The sequence below is a fragment of the Streptomyces sp. Ru72 genome (genome assembly GCF_002920635.1).
GTDB lineage: Bacteria > Actinomycetota > Actinomycetes > Streptomycetales > Streptomycetaceae > Streptomyces.
This window is the reverse complement of the sequence record NZ_PQSR01000036.1, coordinates 1-22,153: the sequence shown is the minus strand read 5'-3', so window position 1 is coordinate 22,153 and position 22,153 is coordinate 1. Positions and strand designations below refer to the sequence as shown.

The following is a 22,153-nucleotide window of genomic DNA, read 5'->3' as shown; positions in this document are numbered from 1 at the left end:
GCATGCGCCCCGGTGTCGTCGCCGCTCTCGTCTCCGCCTCCCTCCTCCTGCTCGGTGCCGCACCGGACCCCGCAGAGGACGCCCCGCTGCCCGAGCGGATGGCGGACACGGGCGGCGGCACCCAGCTGATCACCGCGGAGGCCGTCACCACCGGAGCGACCTCGGGCACGGTCACCTGGTGGGACCGCAGCGGCGGGCGATGGGTGAAGGCCGGCTCGGCACCCGCGCGCTTCGGAGCGAAGGGCCTCGTGGAGGGCGGCTCACGCCGGCAGGGCACGAGCACGACACCGACGGGCCTGTACGACCTGCCGTTCGCATTCGGCATCAAGGCCGCGCCCTCGGGTGCGAGGGCGCCGTACCGGCGGGTGCGTCAGGACACCTGGTGGTGCCAGGACAACGACTCGCTCTCGTACAACCGCTGGACGCAGCCCCTCCCGGCCGACTGCCGCGCCTCCGAGTCGGAACACCTGATCGCGTACGACCCGCAGTACGACCACGCCCTCGTCATCGGGTTCAACTACCACCTGCCGGTGCGCGGCCGTGGCGCCGGCATCTTCCTGCACGTCAACGGCAAGGGCGCGACGGAGGGTTGCGTGTCGGTACCGGAGGACGCGATGGAGCGGATCCTGACGTGGGCGGATCCCGGGCGCCGGCCGCACATCGCCATCGGGACGGCAAGCGGGGAGACCGCGATCACTCGTTACTAGAGCGGCCCGGGCCGGCGGCAGGCAGGTGCACCGTGAACGTCGTCGCCCCCGGGCGGCTCTCCAGGCTCACGCTCCCGCCGTGCGCCTCCGTCACCGCCGCCACGATGGACAGGCCCAGGCCCGCGCCGCCGCCCTGGTGGTCCGGGCGGCGGCGGTGTTCGGCGCGGGTGAAGCGTTCGAACACACCCGGCTGGATCTCGGCGGGGATCCCCGGTCCGTCGTCGTGGACCCTGAGGACGGCCGTCGTGCCGTCCGTCTCCAGGGATACGGTCACCTTGGTGCCCACAGGTGTGTGCAGACGCGCGTTGGCCAACAGGTTCGCCAGCACCTGATGGAGGCGGTACGCGTCCCCCGTCACCGTCAGCGGCTCCTGCGGCAGCTCCATCGTCCAGCCGTGGCCGGGGCCCGCGGCCCGCGCGTCCGTGACCGCGTCGAGGACCAGGCGGGTGAGGTCGACAGGGCGCCGCTCCAGGGGGCGGCCCGCGTCCAGGCGGGCCAACAGCAGCAGATCGTCGACCATCTCGCCCATGCGCCCCGACTCCGAGGCGATCCGTTCCAGGGCGCGGGTCACCTCCGGCGGCACCGGACCCGGATGCAGCAGCGCCAGTTCGGCGTGCCCCCGGACCGAGGCGACCGGCGTGCGCAGCTCGTGGCTGGCGTCGGCGGCGAAGCTGCGCAGCCTCTCCTCGCTGGCGTGCCGCTTGGTGAGCGCGTCCTCGACATGGCCGAGCATGCGGTTGAAGGCGCCGGCGACCCGGCCGACCTCGCTGCGCGGGTCGCTCTCGGGGGCGCGCGGCGGCAAGGCGACCTCGCCGCTGGCGAGCGGGAGTTCACTGACCCGGGTGGCGGTCGCGGCGACCCGGCTGAGCGGTCGCAGGGACCAGCGAACCCACACGGCGCCCGCGACACCGGTGACCGCGAGGGCGGCGCCGAAGACGACCGCGGCGACCAGTTCCAGGCGGTGCACCGCCGCATCCACCGGCTCGAGCGGCAGCCCGGTGATCAGTACGTCACCGTCCATTCCGCTGGTCGCCACCAGGCGGTACTCACCGAGGGAGGACAGGCAGACGCTGTGGCCCCTGCCGTCCACGGGTACCGCGGCGAGCGTGCGCTCGTCCCCCGTGCTCAGCGGGGCGCTGAGATCGGTGCTGTCACTGCCCGGGTGCACCAGTCCCACGTTGGTGACCCTGTCACCGACCAGCCGTGCGCCGAAGGTGCCGGAGGACTGTTTGCGTGTGTCGGCGTGCTCGTCACCGTCGTGGTCCGAGGGTTTGACACCGTGCTCCAGGCTCGCCGCGAAGCGCGGGCCGACGTCCCGCAGTTGCTGGTCGAGCCGACCGGTGAGGAAACCGTTCAACTCGATCACGGCGGCCACCCCGACGGCGGCGCAGCTGAGCGCCAGCAGCAGGACGAGCCCGGCGGTGAGCCGGGCGCGCAGGGTGCGCGGCCGGGGCAGGCGCCGTACCGCTTCGCGCAGCCGGGCCCTCACCGGGCCACCGGCTTCAGCACGTACCCGGCCCCGCGGACGGTGTGGATCATGGGCTCGCGGCCCGCGTCCACCTTCTTGCGCAGGTAGGAGATGTACAGCTCGACGACATGGGCCTGGCCGCCGAAGTCGTAGGACCAGACCCGGTCGAGGATCTGGGCCTTGCTCAGGACACGACGTGGGTTGCGCATCAGGAAGCGGAGCAGCTCGAACTCGGTCGGTGACAGCTCGATCAGCTCACCGGCCCGGATCACCTCACGGGCCTCCTCGTCCATGACCAGGTCGCCGACGGTCAGCCGGGGCCCCTCCTCCAGCTGCCGGGCCATACCGGCCCGGCGCAGCAGGCCACGCAGGCGCGCGACGACCTCCTCCAGGCTGAACGGCTTGGTCACGTAGTCGTCGCCACCCGCCGTGATGCCGGCGATGCGGTCCTCGACGGCGTCGCGGGCGGTGAGGAAGAGGACACAGACGTCCGGTTTCACGGCGTGCAGCTCGCGCAGCACGGCGAACCCGTCGGTGTCCGGGAGCATCACGTCCAGGACGACGGCGTCGGGCATCAGGTCGCGGGCCTCGGCGACGGCGGCGGCGCCGTCACCGGCGGTGCGCACCTCCCAGCCCTCGTAGCGCAGGACCCCGGACAGCACCTCGGCGAGGTCGGGGTCGTCGTCGACGACGAGGACGCGCACGGGCGTGCCGTCGGGGCGGGCGAGGGCGGGGCGGCCGGAGCGGGGTGTGTTCATCGCGTTTACAAGGATCCACTCTGCCGGCAGCGGCCGAGGACGCGGGCCGCTCTGAGTTCCCTATGAGTGCCTCGGGCGCCCCGGGGCGACTTCCCTGACCAGCGCGCTTCTCCGCCGCCGTCTTCAGCGCAGGCTCAGACTCCTCAGAGCCGCCTCAGAAGTTCCGCCTGCACAGTTGCGGCGTCGAGACGCCCGAAAGGAACAGATCATGACCACGGTCTACCAGCAGCAGGCGCCACCTTCGCCGCCGGTCGTCCGGCGCTCTCCGGCGGCCGCCCTGCTGGCCCTGCTGTGGGCCGGGGCCGCCGCCGTGGTGGCCCTGTGGTGGCAGAGCACCGGCTCGGTGGTGGGCACGGCGGGCTGGCTGACCGGGGCCGGGCGGATCGCGGGGCTGCTGTGCGGGTACTCCTGCGCGGTGCTCGTGGGCCTGATGGCCCGCGTGCCGCTCCTCGAGCGGCGGATCGGCTCGGACCGGGTGGCGCGCTGGCACGCGATGGCCGGGCGGTACACCGTCTGTCTGCTCGTCGCGCACATCGTGCTGATCCTGGCCGGGTACGCCGCCCAGGACCGGGCCTCGCTCGTGCACGAGACGGTCACGGTGGTCCTGGACTACCCGGAGATGCTGAAGGCCACCATCGGGACGATCATCCTGTTCGCCGTCGGGATCACCTCGGCGCGGGCCGTGCGCCGAAAGGTCGGCCATGAGTTCTGGTACTACGTGCACCTGCTGACGTATGCGGCCGTGTTCCTGGCCTTCGGTCATCAGCTCGCGCTGGGCGCCGAGTTCACCGGGAACCCGGTCGCGCAGGCCGCCTGGTACGCGCTCTACCTGGGCGTCGCGGCCCTGGTGGTCTGGTTCCGCCTTCTCACCCCGGTGCGCCTGAACCTGCGCCACCGGCTGCGCGTGGAGTCGGTGCACGAGGAGGCGCCGGACGTGTGGTCGGTCGTCATGCGCGGCCGGCACCTGGACGAACTGGGCGCCGAGCCGGGGCAGTTCTTCCGCTGGCGGTTCCTCATGGACGGGCTGCGCTGGACGTCCACGCCCTACTCGCTGTCGGCACCGCCCCGCCGCACGCAGCTGCGCATCACCGTCAAGGCGCTCGGGGACCACAGCACCTCGGTGGCCCTGCTGCGGCCGGGCACCCGGGTGTGGGCGGAGGGCCCGTACGGGTCGCTGACCGCCGACCGGCAGACCACCGGCAGGTCCCTGCTGATCGCGGGCGGCGTCGGCGTCACCCCGCTGCGCGCCCTGTTCGAGACGCTGCCGGGTGAGGTGACGCTGCTGTACCGGGCGCGCTCGGCGGAGGATCTGGCGCTGGGCGGCGAGCTGGAGTCCATAGCCCGCTGGCGCGGCGCCAAGGTGCTGTACGCCCTCAACGGCGAGGACGGCTCGCGGCCCCGCCTCACCCCCGGCGCACTGCACGGCGCCGTGCCCGAGCTCGCCGACCACGACGTGTACCTGTGCGGCCCGCCGCGGTTCGCGGAGGACATGTACGAGGCGCTGCGGGCGGCCGGGGTCCCCGACCGCCGTATCCACCACGAGTCGTTCGAGCTGTGAGGCAGTCATGCACGCGTTGAAGAGGAAGAGCCCGCTGCGCCGGATGGTGCTGGCGGGCGCCGCGACCGTCTCCGGCATGGTGCTGCTGCTGTCGATGAAGCCGCACTCGTCGCCCGGCATCGCCGCGGCCGCGCCCGCGCCGTCGAGCAGTGCGGGCGTGTCGGCCGGGTCCGGGGGGTCCACCGGTTCGAGCGGGTCGAGCAGCTCGAGCGGGTCCAGCGGGTCCAGCGGGTCCAGTTCCGGCGGATCGGCCACGACCGGCACCAGGACCGTCACCGGCGACTCCGTCGAGACCCGCTACGGCCCCGTCCAGGTCCGGATCACGGTGACGAACGGGAAGCTCACCGACGTCACGGCGGTCGCCTACCCGCAGGACAGCCCGAGGGACCAGGAGATCAACAGCTATGCCGTCCCGCAGCTGAACCGGGAGGCACTGGCGGCGCAGAGCGCGAACATCGACGTGGTCTCCGGCGCCACTTACACGAGTCAGGGTTACCAGCAGTCACTCCAGTCGGCGCTGGACTCCGTGAAGGGTTGAACGCACCGCGGCTGCGCCACGTACCTCTGGGCCAAGGGGGCCACTGGCCTCACCCGCCCCATGAAGGAACACGGAGGAGACCGTGTCCACGATCGCCGGTGGCCGCGCCGCGCGGCGCCAGACGATGCGCGCCATCCGCCCACGCCGCTCCCCCGCCGTCCCGCTGCTGCTCGCCGTCTGGGCGGGCGCGGCGGGCGTCATCTGGCTCTGGTGGACGAACACGCCGTCCATCGCCGACAACAACAGCAGAATCCTCAACGCGGGACGGATCACCGGCCTGCTCGCCGGCTATCTGATGGCCCTGGTGGTGCTGCAGATGGCCCGGGTGCCCGCGCTGGAGCGCCGGGTCGGCTCCGACCGGGTCGCCCGCTGGCACGCCATGACCGGCCGGTACACCATCTGCCTGGTCCTCGCCCACCTGTTCCTGACCATGTGGGGCTACGCCCTGCAGAGCGGCAAGGGGCTCGGCGGGATCGTCCAGCAGACCCTCGACTCGATCGACCAGCTGCCGGACGTGGGCAAGGCCGCCATCGGCACGGGACTGCTGGTTCTCATCGGCCTTCTCTCGATCGGACCGGTCCGGCGCAGGATCTCCTACGACCTCTGGTACCACGTCCACCTGCTCGCCTACGCGGCCACGTACCTGTCGTTCTGGCACCAGCTGTCGACGGGCAACGAGTTCGCCGTGCAACCGGAGGCGAAGACCGCCTGGTACGCGTTGTACGGCTCGGTGACCGCGCTGGTGCTCTGGTACCGGATCCTCACCCCGGTCCGACTCAACCTGCGGCACCGGCTGCGGGTGGAGGCGGTCATCGAGGAGACGCCCGGGGTGGTGTCGGTGCTGATGACGGGGCGGAGACTGCACCGGATGGGTGCGGAGGCCGGGCAGTTCTTCCGCTGGCGGTTCCTCGCGCCCGGGATGCGGTTCAGCTCGCACCCGTACTCCCTGTCGGCGGCGCCCCGCCCGAACATGCTCCGGATCACCGTCAAGGCGATCGGCGACCACAGCTCCGCGCTGCGGGACCTCGAACCCGGGACGCGGGTGTGGGCGGAGGGCCCGTACGGGGCGCTGACCGCCGACCGGCGCAGCCGGGGCAAGGTGCTGCTGGTGGCCGGCGGTGTCGGCATCACGCCGATGCGGGCCCTGTTCGAGACGCTGCCGGGCGCCCCCGGCGACATCACCCTCCTCTACCGCGCCAACACGACCCAGGATCTGGCCCTGTGGGACGAGCTGGCGCAGATCGCGGAGGAGCGCGGCGCACGGCTGATGTACGCGGTCAACAGCCCGGACGGGGAGCGCCCCGACATCTCGGCGGAGACCCTGAGCCGGAAGCTGCCGGACATCGACCGCCACGACGTCTTCATGTGCGGGCCGCCCGGCTTCGCTCAGCAGGTGTACGAAGCACTGCGCGGCGCGGGGGTCCCCGCCCGACGCATCCATCACGAGTCGTTCGAGATGTGAGCGACGGGAGAACAGGAGCCGGGAAGAAGATGAGGAAGAGCCACCCCGTGCGGCGTGTCGTGCTGGCCACCGCCGCCACCGTGTCCGGGATCGTGCTGCTGCTGTCCCTGAAGCCGGCTTCGGGCCCCGCCTCGGCGCAGGCGGGCGGCGGTGCCGCACCGCAGCAGACCGCCGCCGCCCAGGAGTCGCCGCAGGGCGGCAGCGGACAGCAGACCGGCACCCGGACCGTCACCGGTGAGGTGGCCAAGACGCAGTACGGCCCGGTGCAGGTGCGCCTGACGGTGAGCGGCGGGAAGATCACCAAGGCGGAGGCGGTGCAGGCGCCCAAGGGCGGGCTCAGCGACCAGAAGACCGCCATGGCCGTCCCCAGACTCAACCAGGAGGCGGTCGCCGCGCAGAGCGCGCAGATCGACGCGGTCTCCGGCGCCACGTACACGAGCGGCGGGTACAAGCAGTCCCTGCAGTCGGCGCTGGACAAGGCGAAGGCCGCCTCCGGCGGCGGGGCCCCGTCCGGGTCCGCGGGCGGTTCCGGGGCGCCGGGGTCCTCGGGGGCGGCGGCCCAGGCGCGCACGGTCACCGGTAACGTGGCGCAGACGCAGTACGGCCCCGTCCAGGTCCGGGTGACCGTCAGCGGCGGGAAGATCACCAAGGCCGAGGCGGTGCAGGCGCCCAAGGGCGGGCTCAGCGACCAGAAGACCGCCATGGCCGTCCCCAGACTCAACCAGGAGGCGGTGAGCGCACAGGGTGCGAACATCGACGCGGTCTCCGGCGCGACCTATACCAGCACCGGATACAGGCAGTCCCTGCAGTCGGCCCTGGACAAGGCCGGTGGCTGAGTGGCGGGCCGGATGACCGACCCGGATGCACCGCCCGTGCTGCGCCACGCGGAGGAGGTGATGGGCACCGTCTTCTCCTTCGACGTGCGCGGCGGCGAGCCCGAGGCCGTACGGACCGCGCTCGAGGAGGCGATCGCCCATCTCCACCGCGTGGACGAGGTGTTCAGCCCCTACCGCGAGGACAGCCAGATATCGCGGCTCGCCCGCGGTGAGGTGGGTGTGGAGGGCTGCGACCCGGAGGTCGCCGAGGTGCTCGCCCTGGGGGCGGAGGCCGAGCAGGTGAGCGAGGGCTGGTTCAGCACCCGCTTCGCGGGCCGGATGGATCCGACCGGGATCGTGAAGGGCTGGGCGGTGGAACGGGCGGCCCGGCGTCTGACGGCGGCCGGGGCGAGCGGGGTGAGCGTCAACGGCGGCGGGGACGTGCAGATGTACGGCATGCCGGAACCGCACCGGCCCTGGCGGGTCGGCGTGTCGGATCCGCTGCGGCCCGGCGGGCTGGCGGCGGTGGTGTCCGCGGCCGGAGTGGAGGAGCTTGCCGTGGCCACGTCGGGTACGGCGGAGCGCGGCGCGCACATCGTGGACCCGCGCACGGGGCGCTCCGCGGTGACCGACCTGGTGGCGGTGACGGTGGTGGGCCCCAGCCTGACCTGGGCTGACGCGTGGGCCACGGCCGCGTTCGCGATGGGCTCCCGGGCGGGGCTGGCGTGGCTGGAGTCACTGCCGGACGTGGAGGCGCTGCTGATCACCGCCGGTGACGAGGTCCGGTGCACAGGCGGCCTCGCCACGCGGCTGGGGTGAGCGCCCGCCTCGGAGTCAGTGACCGTTCTGCGCCAGCCGCAGCAGGTGGTCCGCCAGCGCCTGGCCCCCCGTCGGCTCCCGGCTGATCAGCAGCACCGTGTCGTCCCCGGCGATCGTCCCCAGGATGTCGTGCAGCTCCGCCTGGTCGATCGCCGACGCCAGGAACTGCGCGGCCCCCGGAGGGGTGCGCAGGACCACGAGGTTCGCGGAGGCCTCCGCGGAGATCAGCAGTTCCTGGGACAGGCGCCGCATCCGCTCCTCCTTGGCCGACTCCCCGAGCGGGGCCCGCGGGGTGCGGAAGCCGCCCTCGCTGGGGACGGCGTAGATGAGGTCGCCGTCGGTGTTGCGGATCTTCACCGCGTTCAGCTCGTCAAGGTCCCGGGAGAGCGTCGCCTGTGTGACGCTCAGCCCGTCGTCGGCGAGGAGTTTCGCCAACTGGCTCTGGGAGCGCACCGGTTGCCGGTTGAGGATGTCCACGATCCGGCGGTGGCGTGCGGTGCGGGTCTGCGGCACGGCGGGCCCCGCGTGGTCGTGGTCCTGCGCCTGACTCATCGTCGTCTCATTCTCCGGATCGTCCGTCCCCATTCACTGGGTGCACTGCCTCGAGGACACCGGGAAGCGCCTGGAGCAACGCCTGCACCTCGTCGTCGCCGAGGTTCAGCGGCGGCATCAGCCGTACGACGTTCGGGGCGGGAGCGTTCACCAGGAAACCGGCATCCTGAGCCGCCTGTTGCACCTGCGGCGCGAGCGGCTCGGTGAGCACGATACCCAGGAGGAGGCCCGCGCCCCGGACATGTTCGATCAACGGGTGGCCCAGCGACTCGATTCCGTCCCGCAGCTTCTCGCTCTGCCGCTTGACGTTCTCCAGCAGGCCCTCGGCCGCGATGGTGTCGAGCACGGCGAGCCCTGCGGCGCAGGCGACCGGGTTGCCGCCGAAGGTCGTGCCGTGCTGGCCCGGCTGGAGCAGCTCGGCGGCGCGGCCGAAGGCGACGGTGGCGCCGAGCGGCAGTCCGCCGCCGAGGCCCTTGGCGAGGGTGACGACGTCCGGCAGGACGCCCTCGTGGGCCTGGTACTCGAACCAGTGCCCGGTACGGCCGACGCCGGTCTGCACCTCGTCGAGCACGAGCAGCGCCCCGGTGGCCGCGGTGATCGCGCGGGCCGCCTTCAGGTATCCGGCGGGCGGGACCACGACCCCGTTCTCGCCCTGGATCGGCTCGATGATGACGAGTGCCGTCTCCTCGGTGACCGCGGCGGCAAGTGCCTGCGCGTCGCCGTAGGGGACGTGGGTGACGTCGCCGGGCAGCGGAAGGAACGGCTCCTGCTTGCCGGGCTGGCCGGTCAGCGCGAGGGAGCCCATGGTGCGGCCGTGGAAGCCGCCCTGGGTGGCGACCATGTGCCGGCGGCCCGTCAGCCGGCCGATCTTGAATGCGCCCTCGTTGGCCTCGGCGCCCGAGTTGCAGAAGAAGACCTTGCCGTCGCGGCCGAAGAGCTGAAGGAGCCGTTCGGCGAGGGCGACGGGCGGTTCGGCGATGAAGAGGTTGGAGACGTGGCCGAGGGAGGCGATCTGCTTGCTCACGGCCTCGACGACCGCGGGGTGGGCATGGCCGAGGGCGTTGACGGCGATGCCGCCGACGAAGTCGAGGTACCGCTTGCCGTCGGCGTCCCACAGCTCGGTGCCCTCACCGCGGACGAGGGGCAGCCGGGGAGTGCCGTAGTTGTTCATGAGCGCGCCCTGCCACCGCGCCGTCAGTTCCTCGTTGCTCACGACTCCCCCTGTTCGTCCGGCTTCTCGTCGGGCACGACCATCGTGCCGATGCCTTCGTCGGTGAAGATCTCCAGCAGGATCGAGTGCTGGACCCGGCCGTCGATGACGCGGGCGGTGTTGACTCCGCCCCGCACGGCGTGCAGACAGCCCTCCATCTTCGGCACCATGCCGGAGGACAACTCCGGCAGCAGCTTCTCCAGTTGGGAGGCGGTCAGGCGGCTGATCACCTCGTCGGAGTTCGGCCAGTCCTCGTAGAGGCCCTCGACGTCGGTGAGGACCATGAGGGTTTCGGCGCCCAGTGCCGCAGCGAGTGCCGCAGCCGCCGTATCAGCATTGACGTTGTAGACATGTCCGTCGTCCTGACTGCGGGCGATGGAGGAGACGACCGGGATACGGCCGTCGGCGAGCAGGGCCTCGATCGCGCCCGTGTCGATCTGGGTGATCTCGCCCACGCGTCCGATGTCGACGGACTCGCCGTCGATCTCGGGCGTGTGCTTGGTGGCGGTGATGGTGTGCGCGTCCTCGCCGGTGAGGCCGACGGCCAACGGGCCGTGCTGGTTGAGCAGCCCGACCAGTTCGCGCTGCACCTGCCCGGCGAGCACCATGCGTACGACGTCCATCGCGTCCTCGGTGGTGACCCTCAGGCCCGCCTTGAACTCGCTGACGATGCCGTGCCGGTCGAGGGCGGCGCTGATCTGGGGGCCGCCCCCGTGCACGACGACCGGCTTGAGGCCGGCGTGCCGCAGGAAGACGACGTCCTGCGCGAACGCGGCCTTCAGCTCCTCGTTCACCATGGCGTTGCCGCCGAACTTGATCACGACGATCTTGCCGTGGTGGCGGGTCAGCCAGGGCAGCGCCTCGATGAGGATCTGGGCCTTGGGCAGCGCGGTGTGTTTGCGTGTCGTGCCCGACTTGGAAGGAATGTCGCTCATGAGGAGTACGCGCTGTTCTCGTGGACGTAGTCGGCGGTGAGGTCGTTGGTCCAGATGGTGGCGGTCTCGGAGCCGGCGGCGAGGTCGGCCACGATGTGGACCTCGCGGTAGCGCATGTCGACCTTCTCGCGGTCCTCGCCGACGCCGCCGTTCTTGCAGACCCAGACGCCGTTGATGGCGACGTTGAGCTGGTCCGGCTCGAAGGCGGCCTTGGTGGTGCCGATCGCGGAGAGGACGCGGCCCCAGTTGGGGTCCTCGCCGTGGATGGCGCACTTCAGGAGGTTGTTGCGGGCGATGGAGCGGCCCACCTCGACGGCGTCCTCCTCGCTCGCGGCGTTGATCACCTCCACCTTGATGTCCTTGCTGGCACCCTCGGCGTCGCCGATGAGCTGCCGGCCGAGGTCGGCGCAGACCTCGCGCACGGCCTCGGCGAACTCGTCGTACCCGGGGGCGATCCCGGACGCGCCCGAGGCGAGCAGCAGCACGGTGTCGTTGGTGGACATGCAGCCGTCGGAGTCGACGCGGTCGAAGGTGACCTTCGTGGCGGCGCGCAGGGCCTTGTCCAGGGTCTCGCTGTCGAGGTCGGCGTCGGTGGTGAGGACGACCAGCATGGTGGCGAGGCCCGGTGCGAGCATGCCTGCGCCCTTGGCCATGCCGCCGACGGTCCACCCGTCCTTCGTCACGACAGACGTCTTGTGAACGGTGTCGGTGGTCTTGATGGCGATGGCGGCCTTCTCGCCGCCGTGCTCGGAGAGCTGGGCGGCGGCGGTCTCCACGCCCGGGAGCAGCTTGTCCATGGGCAGCAGCACACCGATGAGGCCGGTGGAGCAGACGGCGACCTCGATGGCGCCCCGGCCGAGCACCTCCGCCACCTTCTCGGCGGTGGCGTGGGTGTCCTGGAAGCCCTTCGGGCCGGTACATGCGTTGGCGCCACCGGAGTTGAGCACGACCGCCGAGACCTGGCCGCTCTTGAGGACCTGCTCGGACCACAGCACGGGCGCGGCCTTCACACGGTTGGAGGTGAAGACGCCCGCGGCGGCGCGGCGCGGCCCGGTGTTGACCACGAGGGCCAGGTCCGGGTTGCCGTTCTCCTTGATTCCGGCGGCGATGCCCGCAGCCTGGAATCCCTTGGCTGCCGTGACGCTCACGGTGCGACTCCGATCGTCGAAAGCCCGGTGGTCTCGTCGAGGCCGAGCGCGATGTTCATGCTCTGCACGGCACCGCCCGCGGTGCCCTTGGTCAGATTGTCGATGGCGCTGATCGCGATGATCCGGTGCGCGGCGGCGTCGTACGCGACCTGCACCTGAACGGCGTTGGAACCCTGGACGGACGCGGTGGCCGGCCACTGCCCCTCGGGGAGCAGGTGCACGAAGGACTCGTCGGCGAAGGCCTTCTCATAGGCGGCGCGCAGCGACTCACCGGTGACGCCGGGCCGGGCCTTGGCGCTGCAGGTGGCGAGGATGCCTCGGGGCATCGGCGCGAGGGTGGGCGTGAAAGAGACGGTGACCGGCTCCCCGGCGGCCGCGCCGAGGTTCTGGATGATCTCGGGGGTGTGCCGGTGGACGCCGCCGACGCCGTACGGGGACATGGACCCCATGACCTCGCTGCCCAGCAGATGCGGCTTGGGCGCCTTGCCCGCGCCGGAGGTGCCGGAGGCGGCGACGATCACGGCCTCGTTCTCGGCGAGCCCGGCGGCGTACGCGGGGAAGAGCGCGAGGGAGGCGGCCGTGGGGTAGCAACCGGGTACCGCGATGCGCTTGGACCCCTCCAGCGCAGCGCGGGCACCCGGCAGTTCGGGGAGCCCGTAGGGCCAGGTACCGGCGTGCGGGGAGCCGTAGAACCTCTCCCAGTCGGCCGGGTCCTTCAGCCGGAAGTCGGCACCCATGTCGATGACGAGGACGTCGGGACCGAGCTGCTCGGCGACGGCGGCGGACTGCCCGTGGGGCAGGGCGAGGAAGACGACGTCGTGCCCGGCGAGGGCCTCGGGGGTGGTCTCGGCGAGCACCCGGTCGGCGAGGGGCAGCAGATGCGGCTGAAGCGCACCGAGCCGCTGGCCGGCGTTGGAGTTGCCGGTCAGGGCGCCGATCTCCACCTCGGGGTGCGCGAGGAGCAGACGCAGCGCCTCTCCGCCCGCGTATCCGCTCGCTCCGGCGACTGCGGCACGTACCGTCATGGAACCTCCTCCTGGATGGCATGACTATACGTATCGCCGCACGTTTATGCAATCCTGTGCGCCGACAAGTACGTGCACGCCGCGCACCCGTACAAGGCGCCGCCCCGCATCCGCTGACCGGGCGCACCGACCCCACACCGCAGTGGAAGACATGGACCATGCCCTCGGCCCGGTCGCTTCCGGAGCCGACGCTCGCCCCGCCCACCCCGGATCCCGCACTCCTTCCGGATCACGCCACCGAACCGGACGTATTGCCAGGGTTGCTCGCCGCCGCCCGTCGCTCAGGTCTGACACCGAAGTGCGGGGCCTGGATTCTCGGCGGTGAGCACGACAGTGCCATGACAGCTGATCGCGCTTCGGTGTCACTGCCGGGGTGTTCTAGCCGCGGCGGTGTCGCGGAGGAGTCCCGCGAAGGTGAGGGCCGCGGGGGTGAGCGAGTGGTCGGCCATGCGAACCAGGAGGATGCGGCGGATGGGGGCCGGCCGCTGGAGGGGCAGGACGTCGACGCCGGGTCGGATGCCCTCCAGGGCCAGGGTGGGGGCGAGGGCGACGCCGATGCCGGCGGCGACCATGGCCTGGGCTTCCTGGTAGTCGTGGGCCTCGTAGGCGATGTGGGGCTCGAAGCCGGCGGCGCGGCAGCCGCGCACGAGGGCTTCGGCCACCGGGTGATGGTCGGCGCGGGTGATCCAGGGGTCGTCCGCGAAGTCGGCGAGTGAGGCGGCGTCACGGCCGGCGAGTGGATGGTGGTCGCTGACGAGAAGGGCCGGCGGGTCGTCGAGGAGGGGGGTGACGACGATGTCCTCCCGGTCGATTCGGCTCCAGTCGTAGTCCCACATCAGCGACATCTCGATCTCCCGGTTCTCCAGCATGGTCCAGAGTCCGGCGATGCGGGCGCTGCGGACGGTCAGCCGTACGTCGGGGTGGGCGTCCCGGAAGGCGATCACGGCCTGCGGGAGGAGCGAGGCGCCGACGGTGGGGAAGGTGCCGATGCGCAGGGTGCCCGCGCGCAGGCCGGCGAAGTCGGCGAGTTCGTTCTCCGCGGCTCGCAGTTCGCGTTCGATCCGTTGCCCTCGTTCGGCCAGCGCCCGTCCGGCGTCGGTGAGGGTGACGCCCCGGGCGTGGCGTTCCAGCAGCGGCTGGCCTGCCTCCGTTTCCAGGCGGCTGATCTGCTGCGACACCGCTGACGGTGTGTAGTTGAGGGCGCGGGCCGTGGCGGTCACCGAGCCGCGCCGGGCGACCTCCGTGAACAGCAGGATGCGCCGGACGTCGAGCATGCCGCCACCTCCAGCGTTCACTTCAGCTTAATAGCCATGCAGATTTCCGAGATTGTACTTCACGCTGCCGTCACCCACCGTGGAGGACACCACGCACGGCGAGACCGTCGGTGGACTTCCCCTTCCCTGGCTGTGAGGAGTCGGTTGTGCTGCGTCTGCAGGGCGAGATGATCCGCGGAGGAACCAGCAAGTGCTGGATCTTCGACCACCGCGACGTGGTCGCCACGGGCGTGGATGTCGATGCCCTGCTGCTCGCCGCCTTCAACGCCGCCGACCCCCGTCAGATCGACGGCGTGGGCGGCGCCTCCTCCACCACCTCCAAGGCCGCCGTCGTACAGGCGTCGACCCAGCCCGGTGTGGATGTCGAGTACGCCTTCGCGCAGGTCGGCATCGGCGACGAGCGCGTGGAGTGGGCCGGCAACTGCGGCAACTGCGCCACCGCCGTGGCCCTGTACGCCGTCCACCACGCTCTCGTGCCGATCGCGTCGGACACCACCACCGTGCGCATGCTCAACGTCAACACCGGGGCCCACCTCACCGGCACGATCCCCACCCCCGCAGGTGTGGCCCCGGAGGAGGGCACGGCCGTGGTCCCGGGTACCTCGGCACGGGGCGTGCCGGTCCTGCTCGGGTTCGAGGACCCGGCGGGCTCGACGACCGGCCGCGCTCTGCCGACCGGCCGGACGCTGGACGAACTGACCGGCCCGGACGGTCCCGTCGAGGCATCCCTGGTGGACGCCGGCGCTCCGGCCGCGCTGTTCGAGGCCAAGGCGTTCGGCCTCGACGGCACCGAATCCCTCACCGCCTTCGCCACCGCAGTGCCCGCGCTGACACTGCTGCGCCGCCAGGCAGCGCTGGCCATGGGCCTGGCCCGCGAGGGCGACCCGGTCAGCCACGCGGTGCCGAAGGTGGGCATCGTCGCCCGGCCCGCCCCCTACCGCACCACCCAGGGCACACTCGTCGACCAGGACGAGTACGACCTGGCCGTGCGCATGGTCTCCATGCACGCCCCACACCCGGCGATCGGCCTGACCTCCGCCGTGGCCCTGGCCACGGCCGCCGCCACCCCCGGCACCCTCGCCCACCGCGTCGCCCGGCAGACCGCCGACGGCACGCTGCGCCTGGGCACCCCCGCAGGCGTGGTCACCACCCGAGCCGTCCCCGCACCGGACGGCGCGTCCCCCACGGTGCTGCTGCACCGCGCCGCCCGGCGTATCGCCCGAGCCGAACTCCTCGTTCCCGTCCTGGAAGGACGCCCCGCATGAGCCGCAACGACGCCGCCCCGGGTACCGTCACCGCACCACCGGGCCGCATCCGCCGGATGCTGTCCCACCTGTACATCCAGTGCCTGATCGCCGTCCTCCTCGGGGCCGTCGTGGGCGGGCTGTGGCCGTCCGTCGGCGCCGACCTCAAGCCGCTCGGCGACGCCTTCATCGCGCTGGTGAAGATGCTCATCGCGCCGATCGTCTTCTGCACGGTCGTCCACGGCATCGCCTCCATGGGCAACGCACGCGCGGTCGGCCGCGTCAGCCTGAAGGCCCTGGTCTACTTCGAGGTGCTGACCACCGTGGCCATGGTGCTCGGCCTGGTCGTCGTCAACGTCGTCAAGCCGGGCAGTGGTCTGCACGTCGACCTCTCGACCCTGACCACCAAGGGCCTGCCGCCGGAGGCGACCACGGCCCACGAGGGCTTTGCCGAGTTCCTCCTCGCCGTCATCCCGGCCACCCTGGTCAGCGCCCTGACCGGCAACGAGATCCTGCCGGTGCTGCTGGTGTCGGTGCTGTTCGGCTTCGGCCTGCACGCGAGCGGGGAGGCGGGCCTGGGCATCGCCCGGGGCATCGAGAAGCTCTCCGCGGTCCTGTTCACGCTCATCCGGTGGATCATGCGGCTCGCCCCCGTCGGGGCGTTCGGCTCGATGGCCTTCACCATCGGCAACTACGGCCTGGGCACCCTGCGCCATCTGGCCATGCTGGTCGGCTCGTTCTGGCTGACCGCCCTCTTCTTCGTCCTGGTCGTCCTCGGGGCCGTGATGCGCCTGAACGGACTGCGGCTGCTGCCCTTCCTGCGCTACATCAAGGAAGAACTGCTGATCGTCCTCGGCACCTCATCCACCGAGCCCGTCCTGCCGCGCATGATGGCCAAGCTCCAGCACGCGGGCGCCTCGAAACCGGTCGTCGGCATCACGCTGCCCGCCGGGTACTCCTTCAACCTCGACGGCACCGCCATCTACCTGACCATGGGCTCGGTCTTCCTCGCCCAGGCCCTCGGTATCGACCTCAGCCTCACCCAGCAGCTGACCATGCTCGCCGTCATGCTGCTCACCTCCAAGGGCGCCGCAGGTGTCACCGGCTCCGGCTTCATCGCCCTGGCCGCCACACTCAGCGCAGTCCCGCACGTCCCGGTCGCCGCCCTCGCGCTGGTCTTCGGCATCGACCGGTTCATGTCCGAAGCCCGCGCCCTGACCAGCCTGGTCGGCAACGGCGTCGCCACCCTGGCCGTCGCCCGGTGGGAGGGCGAGCTCGACGAGGACCGCGCCAAGGCCGTCCTGCGCGGAGACATCCCCTACGCGCCCGTCCCCGCTCCCTCCGCGGTGACGGCCGAGCCCGATCCGAAGCAGACGCCCGCACCCGAGGTGATGCCCGAACCAACCCGCGACCAGGTCCCCGCCGCAAGCTGATACTGCGTGGGCGGGCCGGCCCGGAGCGGATGCTCGGGCCGGCCCGCCCACGTCTCACCGCACTCGCCGCGGCGGAGGCGCGCAGCGTGGGGGGGGCGGCTCCCGGCATGCAGGCCGTCGACGATCACATGGACGCCCACGCTTGTGGGCACCGCTTGACCTGGAGCGCGCTCCAGGTTCTACGGTCTTGTCATGACCAGCGGACACCCCCTCCCGCGGGATCGGCAGCCGACCCTGACCATCGCCCAGGTCGCCGAGCGCACCGGCCTCTCGCACGACACACTGCGCTACTACGAGAGGGCGGGCCTGATCGAGCGGGTCGGCCGGACCACCGGCAACCAGCGGCGCTACGACGCGGCCGACCTGGCCTGGCTGGAGTTCCTGCTGCGGCTGCGCGAGACGGGCATGTCGATCGCCGACATGCAGCACTTCGCGCGGCTGCGGGCGCAGGGGGACGTCACGGTCGCGGACCGGCTGGCGATGCTGCGGGAGCACCGCGCGGAGCTGGCGGAACGGATCCGCGCGCTGCGCCGCAACGCGGCCGCGCTGGACGACAAGATCGACCACTACGAACGGCTGCTCGGCGACATGCCCGCGCAGCCGGGAACGGATGAGCGGACATGAGCGAGAGCACCACCCGTGACGAGCGTTTCGCCCATGGCCTGGAGGTCCTGAAGAAGGTCGACGGCGAGGCCGGGCAGCGGGTCGTCGACTCGCTCGCCGACATCAGTCCCGAGCTCGGCCACCAGATCGTCTCCTGGGCCTTCGGCGAGATCTACGGCCGGCCCGGGCTCGCCCCGCGCGACCGCCAGCTGGTGACGCTGGGCATGCTCACCGCGCTCGGCGGCTGCGAGGCCCAGCTCGATGTGCACGTGAACGCGGCACTGAACGTGGGCCTCACCCCCGAGCAGATCGTCGAGGCCCTGCTGCACTCGGCGGTGTACTGCGGCATACCGAAGGCGCTGAACGCGACCTTCGCCGCGAAGAAGGTCTTCGCCGAGCGCGGGCTGCTGCCGCTGGAGCAGCAGCCCGCGCAGACCGCGGCCACCTCTGCTTGATCCCCAGGAGATGACCGGCGTGCCGGAGTCGGTGTTCACCGCGTCGCGCGCCACCGCGAGCGTCGTCACCCGGGCCCGGGAGGCCGACCCTCGCGCCGCCGAGGCCGATGCCGTGCCGCGCCGCTCGGCAGGCCGGGTTGTTCTCAATGTCGGATCTTGGGCAGCATTGCGAAGGGCAACATGGAGGCGACATGATCGCGCCACACGGGGCGTGGAAGGACAGGAGGACAGACCCATGGCGGTGGACACCTTCTGGCCGGTCGGGGACGTGCTGGCCCATCTGGCGGGGAGTTGGCACGTGGAGCGCACCGTGCGGGATGTCACGAGCGGCGAGGAAGGCCGGTTCAGCGGGACGACGGTGTTCTCGCCACGGGAAGGCGGCGGGCTGCTGCACCACGAGTCGGGCAGGTTCCTCTGGCAGGGTGCGTCCCGGCCCGCCGAGCGGACGCTGCTGTTCCTGCCCGGGGGCTCGCCGGGCACCTCGGACGTCACGTTCGCGGACGGCCGCCCGTTCCACGGCCTCGACCTCACGACCGGCCGCCATGTCGCCGAGCATCCGTGCGCGGCAGACCTCTACCGAGGCGAGTTCACCGTGTACGACGAGGACCACTGGCGCACGGTGTGGCGGGTCGGCGGGCCCGCGAAGGACCTGGTCCTGACGACCGACTACACACGCGAGCGCCGGCCTCCGGGAACGTCAGACGGGCAGATGTGACGCGGTCTCCAGGCGCAGGTTCCAGCGGCCTGCGTGCCCGGCCAGCGTCACCGTCGAAAGGGGGCGGACGTCGATGTTCCAGTACGACGACGGCTGGGCCCTCAGCGCGTACACCAGGGCCGCCCGCACCACCGACGGCTCCGCCACGGCGACGATACGGCTGCCGTCCTCCACCGGGCGCGTGTCCAGCCAGCCGCCCACACGGGAGATGAACGCCAGCAGCGACTCACCACCGTGCGGTGCGGAGCGCGGGTCCGCGAGCCAGGCGTCCACCGCCGACGGCTCCCGGGCCATCGCCTCCCCCAGCGTGAACCCGCGCCAGCGGCCCATGTCGCAGTCCCGCAGCGCCGGTTGCACCAGCGGCGCGTACCCGAGCGCGTCCCCGGTCGCCCGGCTGCGCGGCGTGGGCGAGCAGTAGCGCAGCTCGGCCGCCGCCAGCGGCACCAGGTCGCGGGCGACACGTTGCACCTCCTCCCAGCCGGCCTGGTCCAGCGGCCGGTCGTCCTCGAAGCGCTCCGCGAGCAGCGAGGAACTGCGCGCGGCGGCGACGAACGTGACCCGAAGATGCATGCGGCGATCGTCGGGCGCGCAAGTGCGCAGGTCAAGAGGGATTACTCAGGAGTTACCAAAGGTATCGCCGACGTCACACACGGACCTTGTTCGACGTGTCGAACCGATGCACCATCCACTGGTCCGGCCGGTCGAGCGGCGCGAACCCGAGCTTGGCGTAGACCCCGTGCGCGTCCTGGGTCGCCAGAAGGACGCGGCGCAGCCCGAGCGGGGCGAGGTGGTCGCGGACGGCGCCGACCAGGGCGGTGCCGATGCCCTTGCCGCGCACCGAACGGTCGACGTAGACATCGCAGAGCCAGGCGAAGGACGCCTCGTCCGTGACCACGCGCGCGTACGCCACCTGCTCACCCGAAGCGGTGTCGTACACCCCGAAGTTGAGGGAGTTCGCGACCGCCCGCTCGTGCTTCTCCCGGGGCCGGTCGATCGCCCAGTACGCGTCGGTCGCGAGCCAGTGGTGGGTGCGGTCGATGTCGATCCGGGCGGAGTCGGCGGAGAATTCGTAGCCGTCCGGGAGGCGGGGGACGTCGGTGGTGGCTGTCATGACCGGAGACTCGCAGGTCGGAGCAGTGCTGTCGAACGAATTCGGGCGGATGGCGATTGCTACCGGGTCCGGAACACCTCGTCGCAGGCCGTGCGCAGACGGCGTACGCCCTCGGCGATCTCCCCTTCCCCCGCGGCGGCCGCGAAGCTCAACCGCAGGTGCGGGCCCGGGGGTTCGGCGCTGAAGTAGGGGCGGCCGGGGGTGACCGCGACGCCCGCGCGCAGGGCGCCCCCGGTGAGGGCGGACTCGTCGGTGCCCTCGGGCAGGCGCGCCCAGAGGTGGTAGCCGCCGGACGGGACGTACGGCAGGGCGAGTTCGGGCACGTGCAGGCGCAGAGCGGCGGTCATCGTGTCGCGGCGGTGCTTCAACTCGGCGGCCACGGCGCGCAGATGCCGGGGCCAGGCGGGCGAGCCGACTAGTTCCAGCGCGGCCTCCTGGAGCGGGCGGGGCACGAAGAAGGTGTCGACGATCTGGATGGCGCGCAGCCTTTCCAGGACCGGACCGCGGGCGGCCAGGGCGCCGACCCGGAAGCTGGGCGAGGTCGCCTTGGTCAGTGAGTTGACGTGCACGACGACGCCGTCGGGGTCCTCGGCCGCCAGCGGGGGCGGCAGGGGGCCGGCGTCCTCGTGCACCAGCCGGCGGACGAAGTCGTCCTCGATCACGAACGCTCCGGCGTCGCGCGCGATGCGCAGCACCTCGCCCCGGCGGCCGGGGGCGAGGACCGCACCGGTCGGGTTCTGGAACAGCGGCTGGCAGACGACGACACGGGCTCCGGTCGCCCGGAAGGCGTCGGCGAGCAGGGCGGGCTTGACCCCGTCCGCGTCGACCGGCACGGGTACGGGCCTCAGGCCCGCCGCGCGGGCGATGGCGAGCATGCCGGGATAGGTGGGCGACTCGACCAGGACGGCGGCGCCGGGCGGCGCGAGGGCCCGTAGCGCGGTGGTCAGCGCCGACTGGCCCCCCGCGGTGATCAGGACGTCGGCGGCGGTCGTCGCGCCGCCGATGCCCCGCGCGAACCACTCGCGCAGCTCGGCGACGCCCTCGACGGGCGGCCGGGCCCAGACGCCGGGGCGGCGGCCGGCGCGCGACAGGGCCGCGGCCATGGCCCGCTCGGGCTGCAGTGAGGGGTGCAGATAACCGCCAGTGAACTCGATGACGCCGGCGGGCGGGGCGGCCAGCGAGACGACCACTCCGGACGCGTCCACGCTGCGCGGCACGAGCTCGGCGGAGACATCGGCGCTGAGCGCGACCTCCTGCCAGGCGGTGTCCCCCACGGCCGGGGCCGCCGCGCGTGGCTCCGCCCGGAATGCCCCGGCTCCGGGGCGCGTGACCACCAGCCCCTCGGCGGCCAGCTGGGCGAGCGCGCGGGACACGGTCACCGGACTCACCCGGAACCGCTCGACGAGCGCACGACTGGATGGCAGCTTCTCCCCGGATGAGTAGCGATTCAGCTCACGTCGGAGGTGATTCGCCAGTTCGGCGACACTGCTACTCTCGTGCATGAGGACACAGGATAGCGCTACTGCCCCTACATCGATAGCAGTGACCGCGGCCGTCGCCGAGGCGGACACCCGCCGCCGCACGGGCACCCTCCAGGCCGCCCTCGGCGTCGTCGCCTTCTCGCTCACCTTCCCCGCCACCGCATGGGGACTCGAGGGGTTCGGCGCCTGGTCGCTCGTGGCCGCGCGCAGTGTGCTCGCCGCCCTCATCGCCGGCGGGTGCCTGCTCGCACTCCGCGTTCCGGTGCCCGCGCGGGCCCACTGGGCGGGGCTCGCCGTGGTCGCGGCCGGCGTGGTGCTCGGCTTCCCGCTGCTGACCACCCTCGCCCTGAAGACCTCGACCACCGCGCACGCCGCCGTGGTCGTCGGGCTGCTCCCCCTGACCACCGCACTCCTGTCCGCGCTGCGCGTGCGTACCCGGCCCTCCCGCACCTTCTGGCTCGCCGCCCTCGCCGGCGCCGCCGCCGTCATCGCGTTCACCGTGCAGCAGAGCGGCGGCGCACTGACCGGCGCGGACGCCTACCTCTTCGGCGCCCTGCTGGTCTGCGCCGCCGGCTACACCGAAGGCGGCCGGCTGGCCAGGGTCATGCCCGGCTGGCAGGTCATCGGCTGGGCCCTGGTGCTGTGCCTGCCGCTCACCGTGCCCGCCGCCGCCGTGGCGCTGTCGTACGAGCCGGTCCACCTCACCGCGCACGGCGTGGCCGGACTGCTGTGGGTGGCGGCCGGATCGCAGTTCCTCGGGCTGGTCGTCTGGTACCGGGGCATGGCCGCGATCGGCATCCCCAAGGCCAGTCAGTTGCAGTTGGCCCAGCCCCTGCTCACAC

The 22,153-nt window shown here is 72.2% G+C and carries 23 protein-coding genes; 12 read left to right on the top strand and 11 right to left on the bottom strand.

Annotation, left to right across the window (positions count from 1 at the left end):
- The first annotated feature begins 2 nt into the window (after nucleotides 1–2).
- A complete protein-coding gene (locus C3488_RS18595; protein WP_103840815.1) occupies nucleotides 3–707 on the top strand; it encodes a L,D-transpeptidase in 705 nt (234 codons plus the stop codon).
- Here the strand turns inward: C3488_RS18595 and C3488_RS18590 are convergent.
- Together C3488_RS18590 and C3488_RS18585 are read right to left on the bottom strand one after the other, a co-directional pair.
- A complete protein-coding gene (locus C3488_RS18590) occupies nucleotides 694–2,196 on the bottom strand; it encodes a cell wall metabolism sensor histidine kinase WalK (protein ID WP_258053490.1) in 1,503 nt (500 codons plus the stop codon). The two genes, C3488_RS18595 and C3488_RS18590, sit on opposite strands and share 14 nt — an antisense overlap.
- On the bottom strand, nucleotides 2,193–2,933 hold the full coding sequence (locus tag C3488_RS18585; RefSeq protein WP_103840813.1) for a response regulator transcription factor: 741 nt from the start codon (nucleotides 2,931–2,933) through the stop codon (nucleotides 2,193–2,195). Before C3488_RS18585 ends, C3488_RS18590 begins: the two co-directional genes overlap by 4 nt.
- Nucleotides 2,934–3,141: 208 nt before the next feature.
- Here C3488_RS18585 and C3488_RS18580 point away from each other — a divergent pair, with 208 nt between their 5' ends.
- From C3488_RS18580 to C3488_RS18560, 5 genes are all read left to right on the top strand, one after another.
- Complete coding sequence (locus tag C3488_RS18580; RefSeq protein ID WP_103840811.1) at nucleotides 3,142–4,491, top strand: ferric reductase-like transmembrane domain-containing protein; 1,350 nt, start codon at nucleotides 3,142–3,144, stop codon at nucleotides 4,489–4,491.
- 7 nt (nucleotides 4,492–4,498) lie between these two features.
- Nucleotides 4,499–5,029: an FMN-binding protein gene (locus C3488_RS18575; protein ID WP_103840809.1), complete on the top strand. Its 531-nt coding sequence runs from the start codon at nucleotides 4,499–4,501 to the stop codon at nucleotides 5,027–5,029.
- A gap of 124 nt (nucleotides 5,030–5,153) precedes the next feature.
- Nucleotides 5,154–6,491, top strand: coding sequence for a ferric reductase-like transmembrane domain-containing protein (locus C3488_RS18570; protein ID WP_103840889.1), 1,338 nt, complete (start codon nucleotides 5,154–5,156; stop codon nucleotides 6,489–6,491).
- A 29-nt stretch (nucleotides 6,492–6,520) separates the two neighbouring features.
- Complete coding sequence (locus C3488_RS18565) at nucleotides 6,521–7,327, top strand: FMN-binding protein (RefSeq protein WP_181139075.1); 807 nt, start codon at nucleotides 6,521–6,523, stop codon at nucleotides 7,325–7,327.
- A 12-nt stretch (nucleotides 7,328–7,339) separates the two neighbouring features.
- Nucleotides 7,340–8,125, top strand: coding sequence for an FAD:protein FMN transferase (locus C3488_RS18560; protein WP_103840885.1), 786 nt, complete (start codon nucleotides 7,340–7,342; stop codon nucleotides 8,123–8,125).
- Nucleotides 8,126–8,140: 15 nt separating this feature from the next.
- Here C3488_RS18560 and C3488_RS18555 read toward each other — a convergent pair whose 3' ends face one another.
- The 6 genes from C3488_RS18555 to C3488_RS18530 form a co-directional block, all read right to left on the bottom strand.
- On the bottom strand, nucleotides 8,141–8,677 hold the full coding sequence (locus C3488_RS18555) for an arginine repressor (protein ID WP_103840807.1): 537 nt from the start codon (nucleotides 8,675–8,677) through the stop codon (nucleotides 8,141–8,143).
- A gap of 7 nt (nucleotides 8,678–8,684) precedes the next feature.
- On the bottom strand, nucleotides 8,685–9,890 hold the full coding sequence (locus C3488_RS18550) for an acetylornithine transaminase (protein WP_103840805.1): 1,206 nt from the start codon (nucleotides 9,888–9,890) through the stop codon (nucleotides 8,685–8,687).
- On the bottom strand, nucleotides 9,887–10,822 hold the full coding sequence (gene argB / locus C3488_RS18545) for an acetylglutamate kinase (RefSeq protein WP_103840803.1): 936 nt from the start codon (nucleotides 10,820–10,822) through the stop codon (nucleotides 9,887–9,889). Before argB ends, C3488_RS18550 begins: the two co-directional genes overlap by 4 nt.
- On the bottom strand, nucleotides 10,819–11,970 hold the full coding sequence (gene argJ, locus C3488_RS18540) for a bifunctional glutamate N-acetyltransferase/amino-acid acetyltransferase ArgJ (protein ID WP_103840801.1): 1,152 nt from the start codon (nucleotides 11,968–11,970) through the stop codon (nucleotides 10,819–10,821). The genes argB and argJ overlap by 4 nt, the downstream gene beginning before the upstream one ends.
- Nucleotides 11,967–12,995: an N-acetyl-gamma-glutamyl-phosphate reductase gene (gene argC / locus C3488_RS18535; protein WP_103840799.1), complete on the bottom strand. Its 1,029-nt coding sequence runs from the start codon at nucleotides 12,993–12,995 to the stop codon at nucleotides 11,967–11,969. The genes argJ and argC overlap by 4 nt, the downstream gene beginning before the upstream one ends.
- A 362-nt stretch (nucleotides 12,996–13,357) precedes the next feature.
- Nucleotides 13,358–14,269, bottom strand: coding sequence for a LysR family transcriptional regulator (locus tag C3488_RS18530; protein WP_103840797.1), 912 nt, complete (start codon nucleotides 14,267–14,269; stop codon nucleotides 13,358–13,360).
- 146 nt (nucleotides 14,270–14,415) lie between these two features.
- Between C3488_RS18530 and C3488_RS18525 the strand changes: the two genes are divergently transcribed.
- The 5 genes from C3488_RS18525 to C3488_RS18505 all read left to right on the top strand — a co-directional run bounded on the left by C3488_RS18525 (nucleotide 14,416) and on the right by C3488_RS18505 (nucleotide 18,719).
- Nucleotides 14,416–15,534 (top strand): PrpF domain-containing protein, encoded by a 1,119-nt coding sequence (locus tag C3488_RS18525; protein WP_103840795.1) that lies wholly within the window; start codon nucleotides 14,416–14,418, stop codon nucleotides 15,532–15,534.
- Nucleotides 15,531–16,946 (top strand): C4-dicarboxylate transporter DctA, encoded by a 1,416-nt coding sequence (gene dctA, locus C3488_RS18520; RefSeq protein ID WP_103840793.1) that lies wholly within the window; start codon nucleotides 15,531–15,533, stop codon nucleotides 16,944–16,946. The genes C3488_RS18525 and dctA overlap by 4 nt, the downstream gene beginning before the upstream one ends.
- 192 nt (nucleotides 16,947–17,138) lie before the next feature.
- Nucleotides 17,139–17,570, top strand: a complete 432-nt coding sequence (locus tag C3488_RS18515) for a MerR family transcriptional regulator (protein WP_103840791.1) — start codon at nucleotides 17,139–17,141, stop codon at nucleotides 17,568–17,570.
- Nucleotides 17,567–18,004: a carboxymuconolactone decarboxylase family protein gene (locus C3488_RS18510; protein WP_103840789.1), complete on the top strand. Its 438-nt coding sequence runs from the start codon at nucleotides 17,567–17,569 to the stop codon at nucleotides 18,002–18,004. The genes C3488_RS18515 and C3488_RS18510 overlap by 4 nt, the downstream gene beginning before the upstream one ends.
- A 235-nt stretch (nucleotides 18,005–18,239) precedes the next feature.
- Nucleotides 18,240–18,719 (top strand): DUF6314 family protein, encoded by a 480-nt coding sequence (locus C3488_RS18505; protein ID WP_374955430.1) that lies wholly within the window; start codon nucleotides 18,240–18,242, stop codon nucleotides 18,717–18,719.
- Here the strand turns inward: C3488_RS18505 and C3488_RS18500 are convergent.
- The 3 genes from C3488_RS18500 to C3488_RS18490 form a co-directional block, all read right to left on the bottom strand.
- A complete protein-coding gene (locus C3488_RS18500) occupies nucleotides 18,702–19,289 on the bottom strand; it encodes a histidine phosphatase family protein (RefSeq protein WP_103840787.1) in 588 nt (195 codons plus the stop codon). The two genes, C3488_RS18505 and C3488_RS18500, sit on opposite strands and share 18 nt — an antisense overlap.
- Nucleotides 19,290–19,362: 73 nt before the next feature.
- Nucleotides 19,363–19,830, bottom strand: coding sequence for a GNAT family N-acetyltransferase (locus C3488_RS18495; RefSeq protein WP_103840785.1), 468 nt, complete (start codon nucleotides 19,828–19,830; stop codon nucleotides 19,363–19,365).
- A gap of 59 nt (nucleotides 19,831–19,889) precedes the next feature.
- Nucleotides 19,890–21,332 (bottom strand): PLP-dependent aminotransferase family protein, encoded by a 1,443-nt coding sequence (locus tag C3488_RS18490; RefSeq protein ID WP_103840783.1) that lies wholly within the window; start codon nucleotides 21,330–21,332, stop codon nucleotides 19,890–19,892.
- On the opposite strand from C3488_RS18490, the gene C3488_RS18485 reads away from it, so the two are divergent.
- A partial coding sequence (locus C3488_RS18485) for a DMT family transporter (protein ID WP_103840881.1) occupies nucleotides 21,331–22,153 on the top strand: 823 nt, incomplete at its 3' end. The two genes, C3488_RS18490 and C3488_RS18485, sit on opposite strands and share 2 nt — an antisense overlap.

Bases quoted from the DNA above. Each gene is read 5' to 3' on its own strand.
- C3488_RS18580 (WP_103840811.1), top strand. From the start codon at position 3,142: ATGACCACGGTCTACCAGCAGCAGGCGCCACCTTCGCCGCCGGTCGTC.
- C3488_RS18510 (WP_103840789.1), top strand. From the start codon at position 17,567: ATGAGCGAGAGCACCACCCGTGACGAGCGTTTCGCCCATGGCCTGGAG.
- C3488_RS18515 (WP_103840791.1), top strand. From the start codon at position 17,139: ATGACCAGCGGACACCCCCTCCCGCGGGATCGGCAGCCGACCCTGACC.
- C3488_RS18595 (WP_103840815.1), top strand. From the start codon at position 3: ATGCGCCCCGGTGTCGTCGCCGCTCTCGTCTCCGCCTCCCTCCTCCTG.
- C3488_RS18500 (WP_103840787.1), bottom strand. From the start codon at position 19,289: ATGCATCTTCGGGTCACGTTCGTCGCCGCCGCGCGCAGTTCCTCGCTG.
- dctA (WP_103840793.1), top strand. From the start codon at position 15,531: ATGAGCCGCAACGACGCCGCCCCGGGTACCGTCACCGCACCACCGGGC.
- C3488_RS18495 (WP_103840785.1), bottom strand. From the start codon at position 19,830: ATGACAGCCACCACCGACGTCCCCCGCCTCCCGGACGGCTACGAATTC.
- C3488_RS18490 (WP_103840783.1), bottom strand. From the start codon at position 21,332: ATGCACGAGAGTAGCAGTGTCGCCGAACTGGCGAATCACCTCCGACGT.
- C3488_RS18570 (WP_103840889.1), top strand. From the start codon at position 5,154: ATGCGCGCCATCCGCCCACGCCGCTCCCCCGCCGTCCCGCTGCTGCTC.
- C3488_RS18565 (WP_181139075.1), top strand. From the start codon at position 6,521: ATGAGGAAGAGCCACCCCGTGCGGCGTGTCGTGCTGGCCACCGCCGCC.
- C3488_RS18530 (WP_103840797.1), bottom strand. From the start codon at position 14,269: ATGCTCGACGTCCGGCGCATCCTGCTGTTCACGGAGGTCGCCCGGCGC.
- C3488_RS18555 (WP_103840807.1), bottom strand. From the start codon at position 8,677: ATGAGTCAGGCGCAGGACCACGACCACGCGGGGCCCGCCGTGCCGCAG.
- C3488_RS18575 (WP_103840809.1), top strand. From the start codon at position 4,499: ATGCACGCGTTGAAGAGGAAGAGCCCGCTGCGCCGGATGGTGCTGGCG.
- argC (WP_103840799.1), bottom strand. From the start codon at position 12,995: ATGACGGTACGTGCCGCAGTCGCCGGAGCGAGCGGATACGCGGGCGGA.
- C3488_RS18560 (WP_103840885.1), top strand. From the start codon at position 7,340: ATGACCGACCCGGATGCACCGCCCGTGCTGCGCCACGCGGAGGAGGTG.
- argB (WP_103840803.1), bottom strand. From the start codon at position 10,822: ATGAGCGACATTCCTTCCAAGTCGGGCACGACACGCAAACACACCGCG.
- C3488_RS18505 (WP_374955430.1), top strand. From the start codon at position 18,240: ATGGCGGTGGACACCTTCTGGCCGGTCGGGGACGTGCTGGCCCATCTG.
- C3488_RS18585 (WP_103840813.1), bottom strand. From the start codon at position 2,933: ATGAACACACCCCGCTCCGGCCGCCCCGCCCTCGCCCGCCCCGACGGC.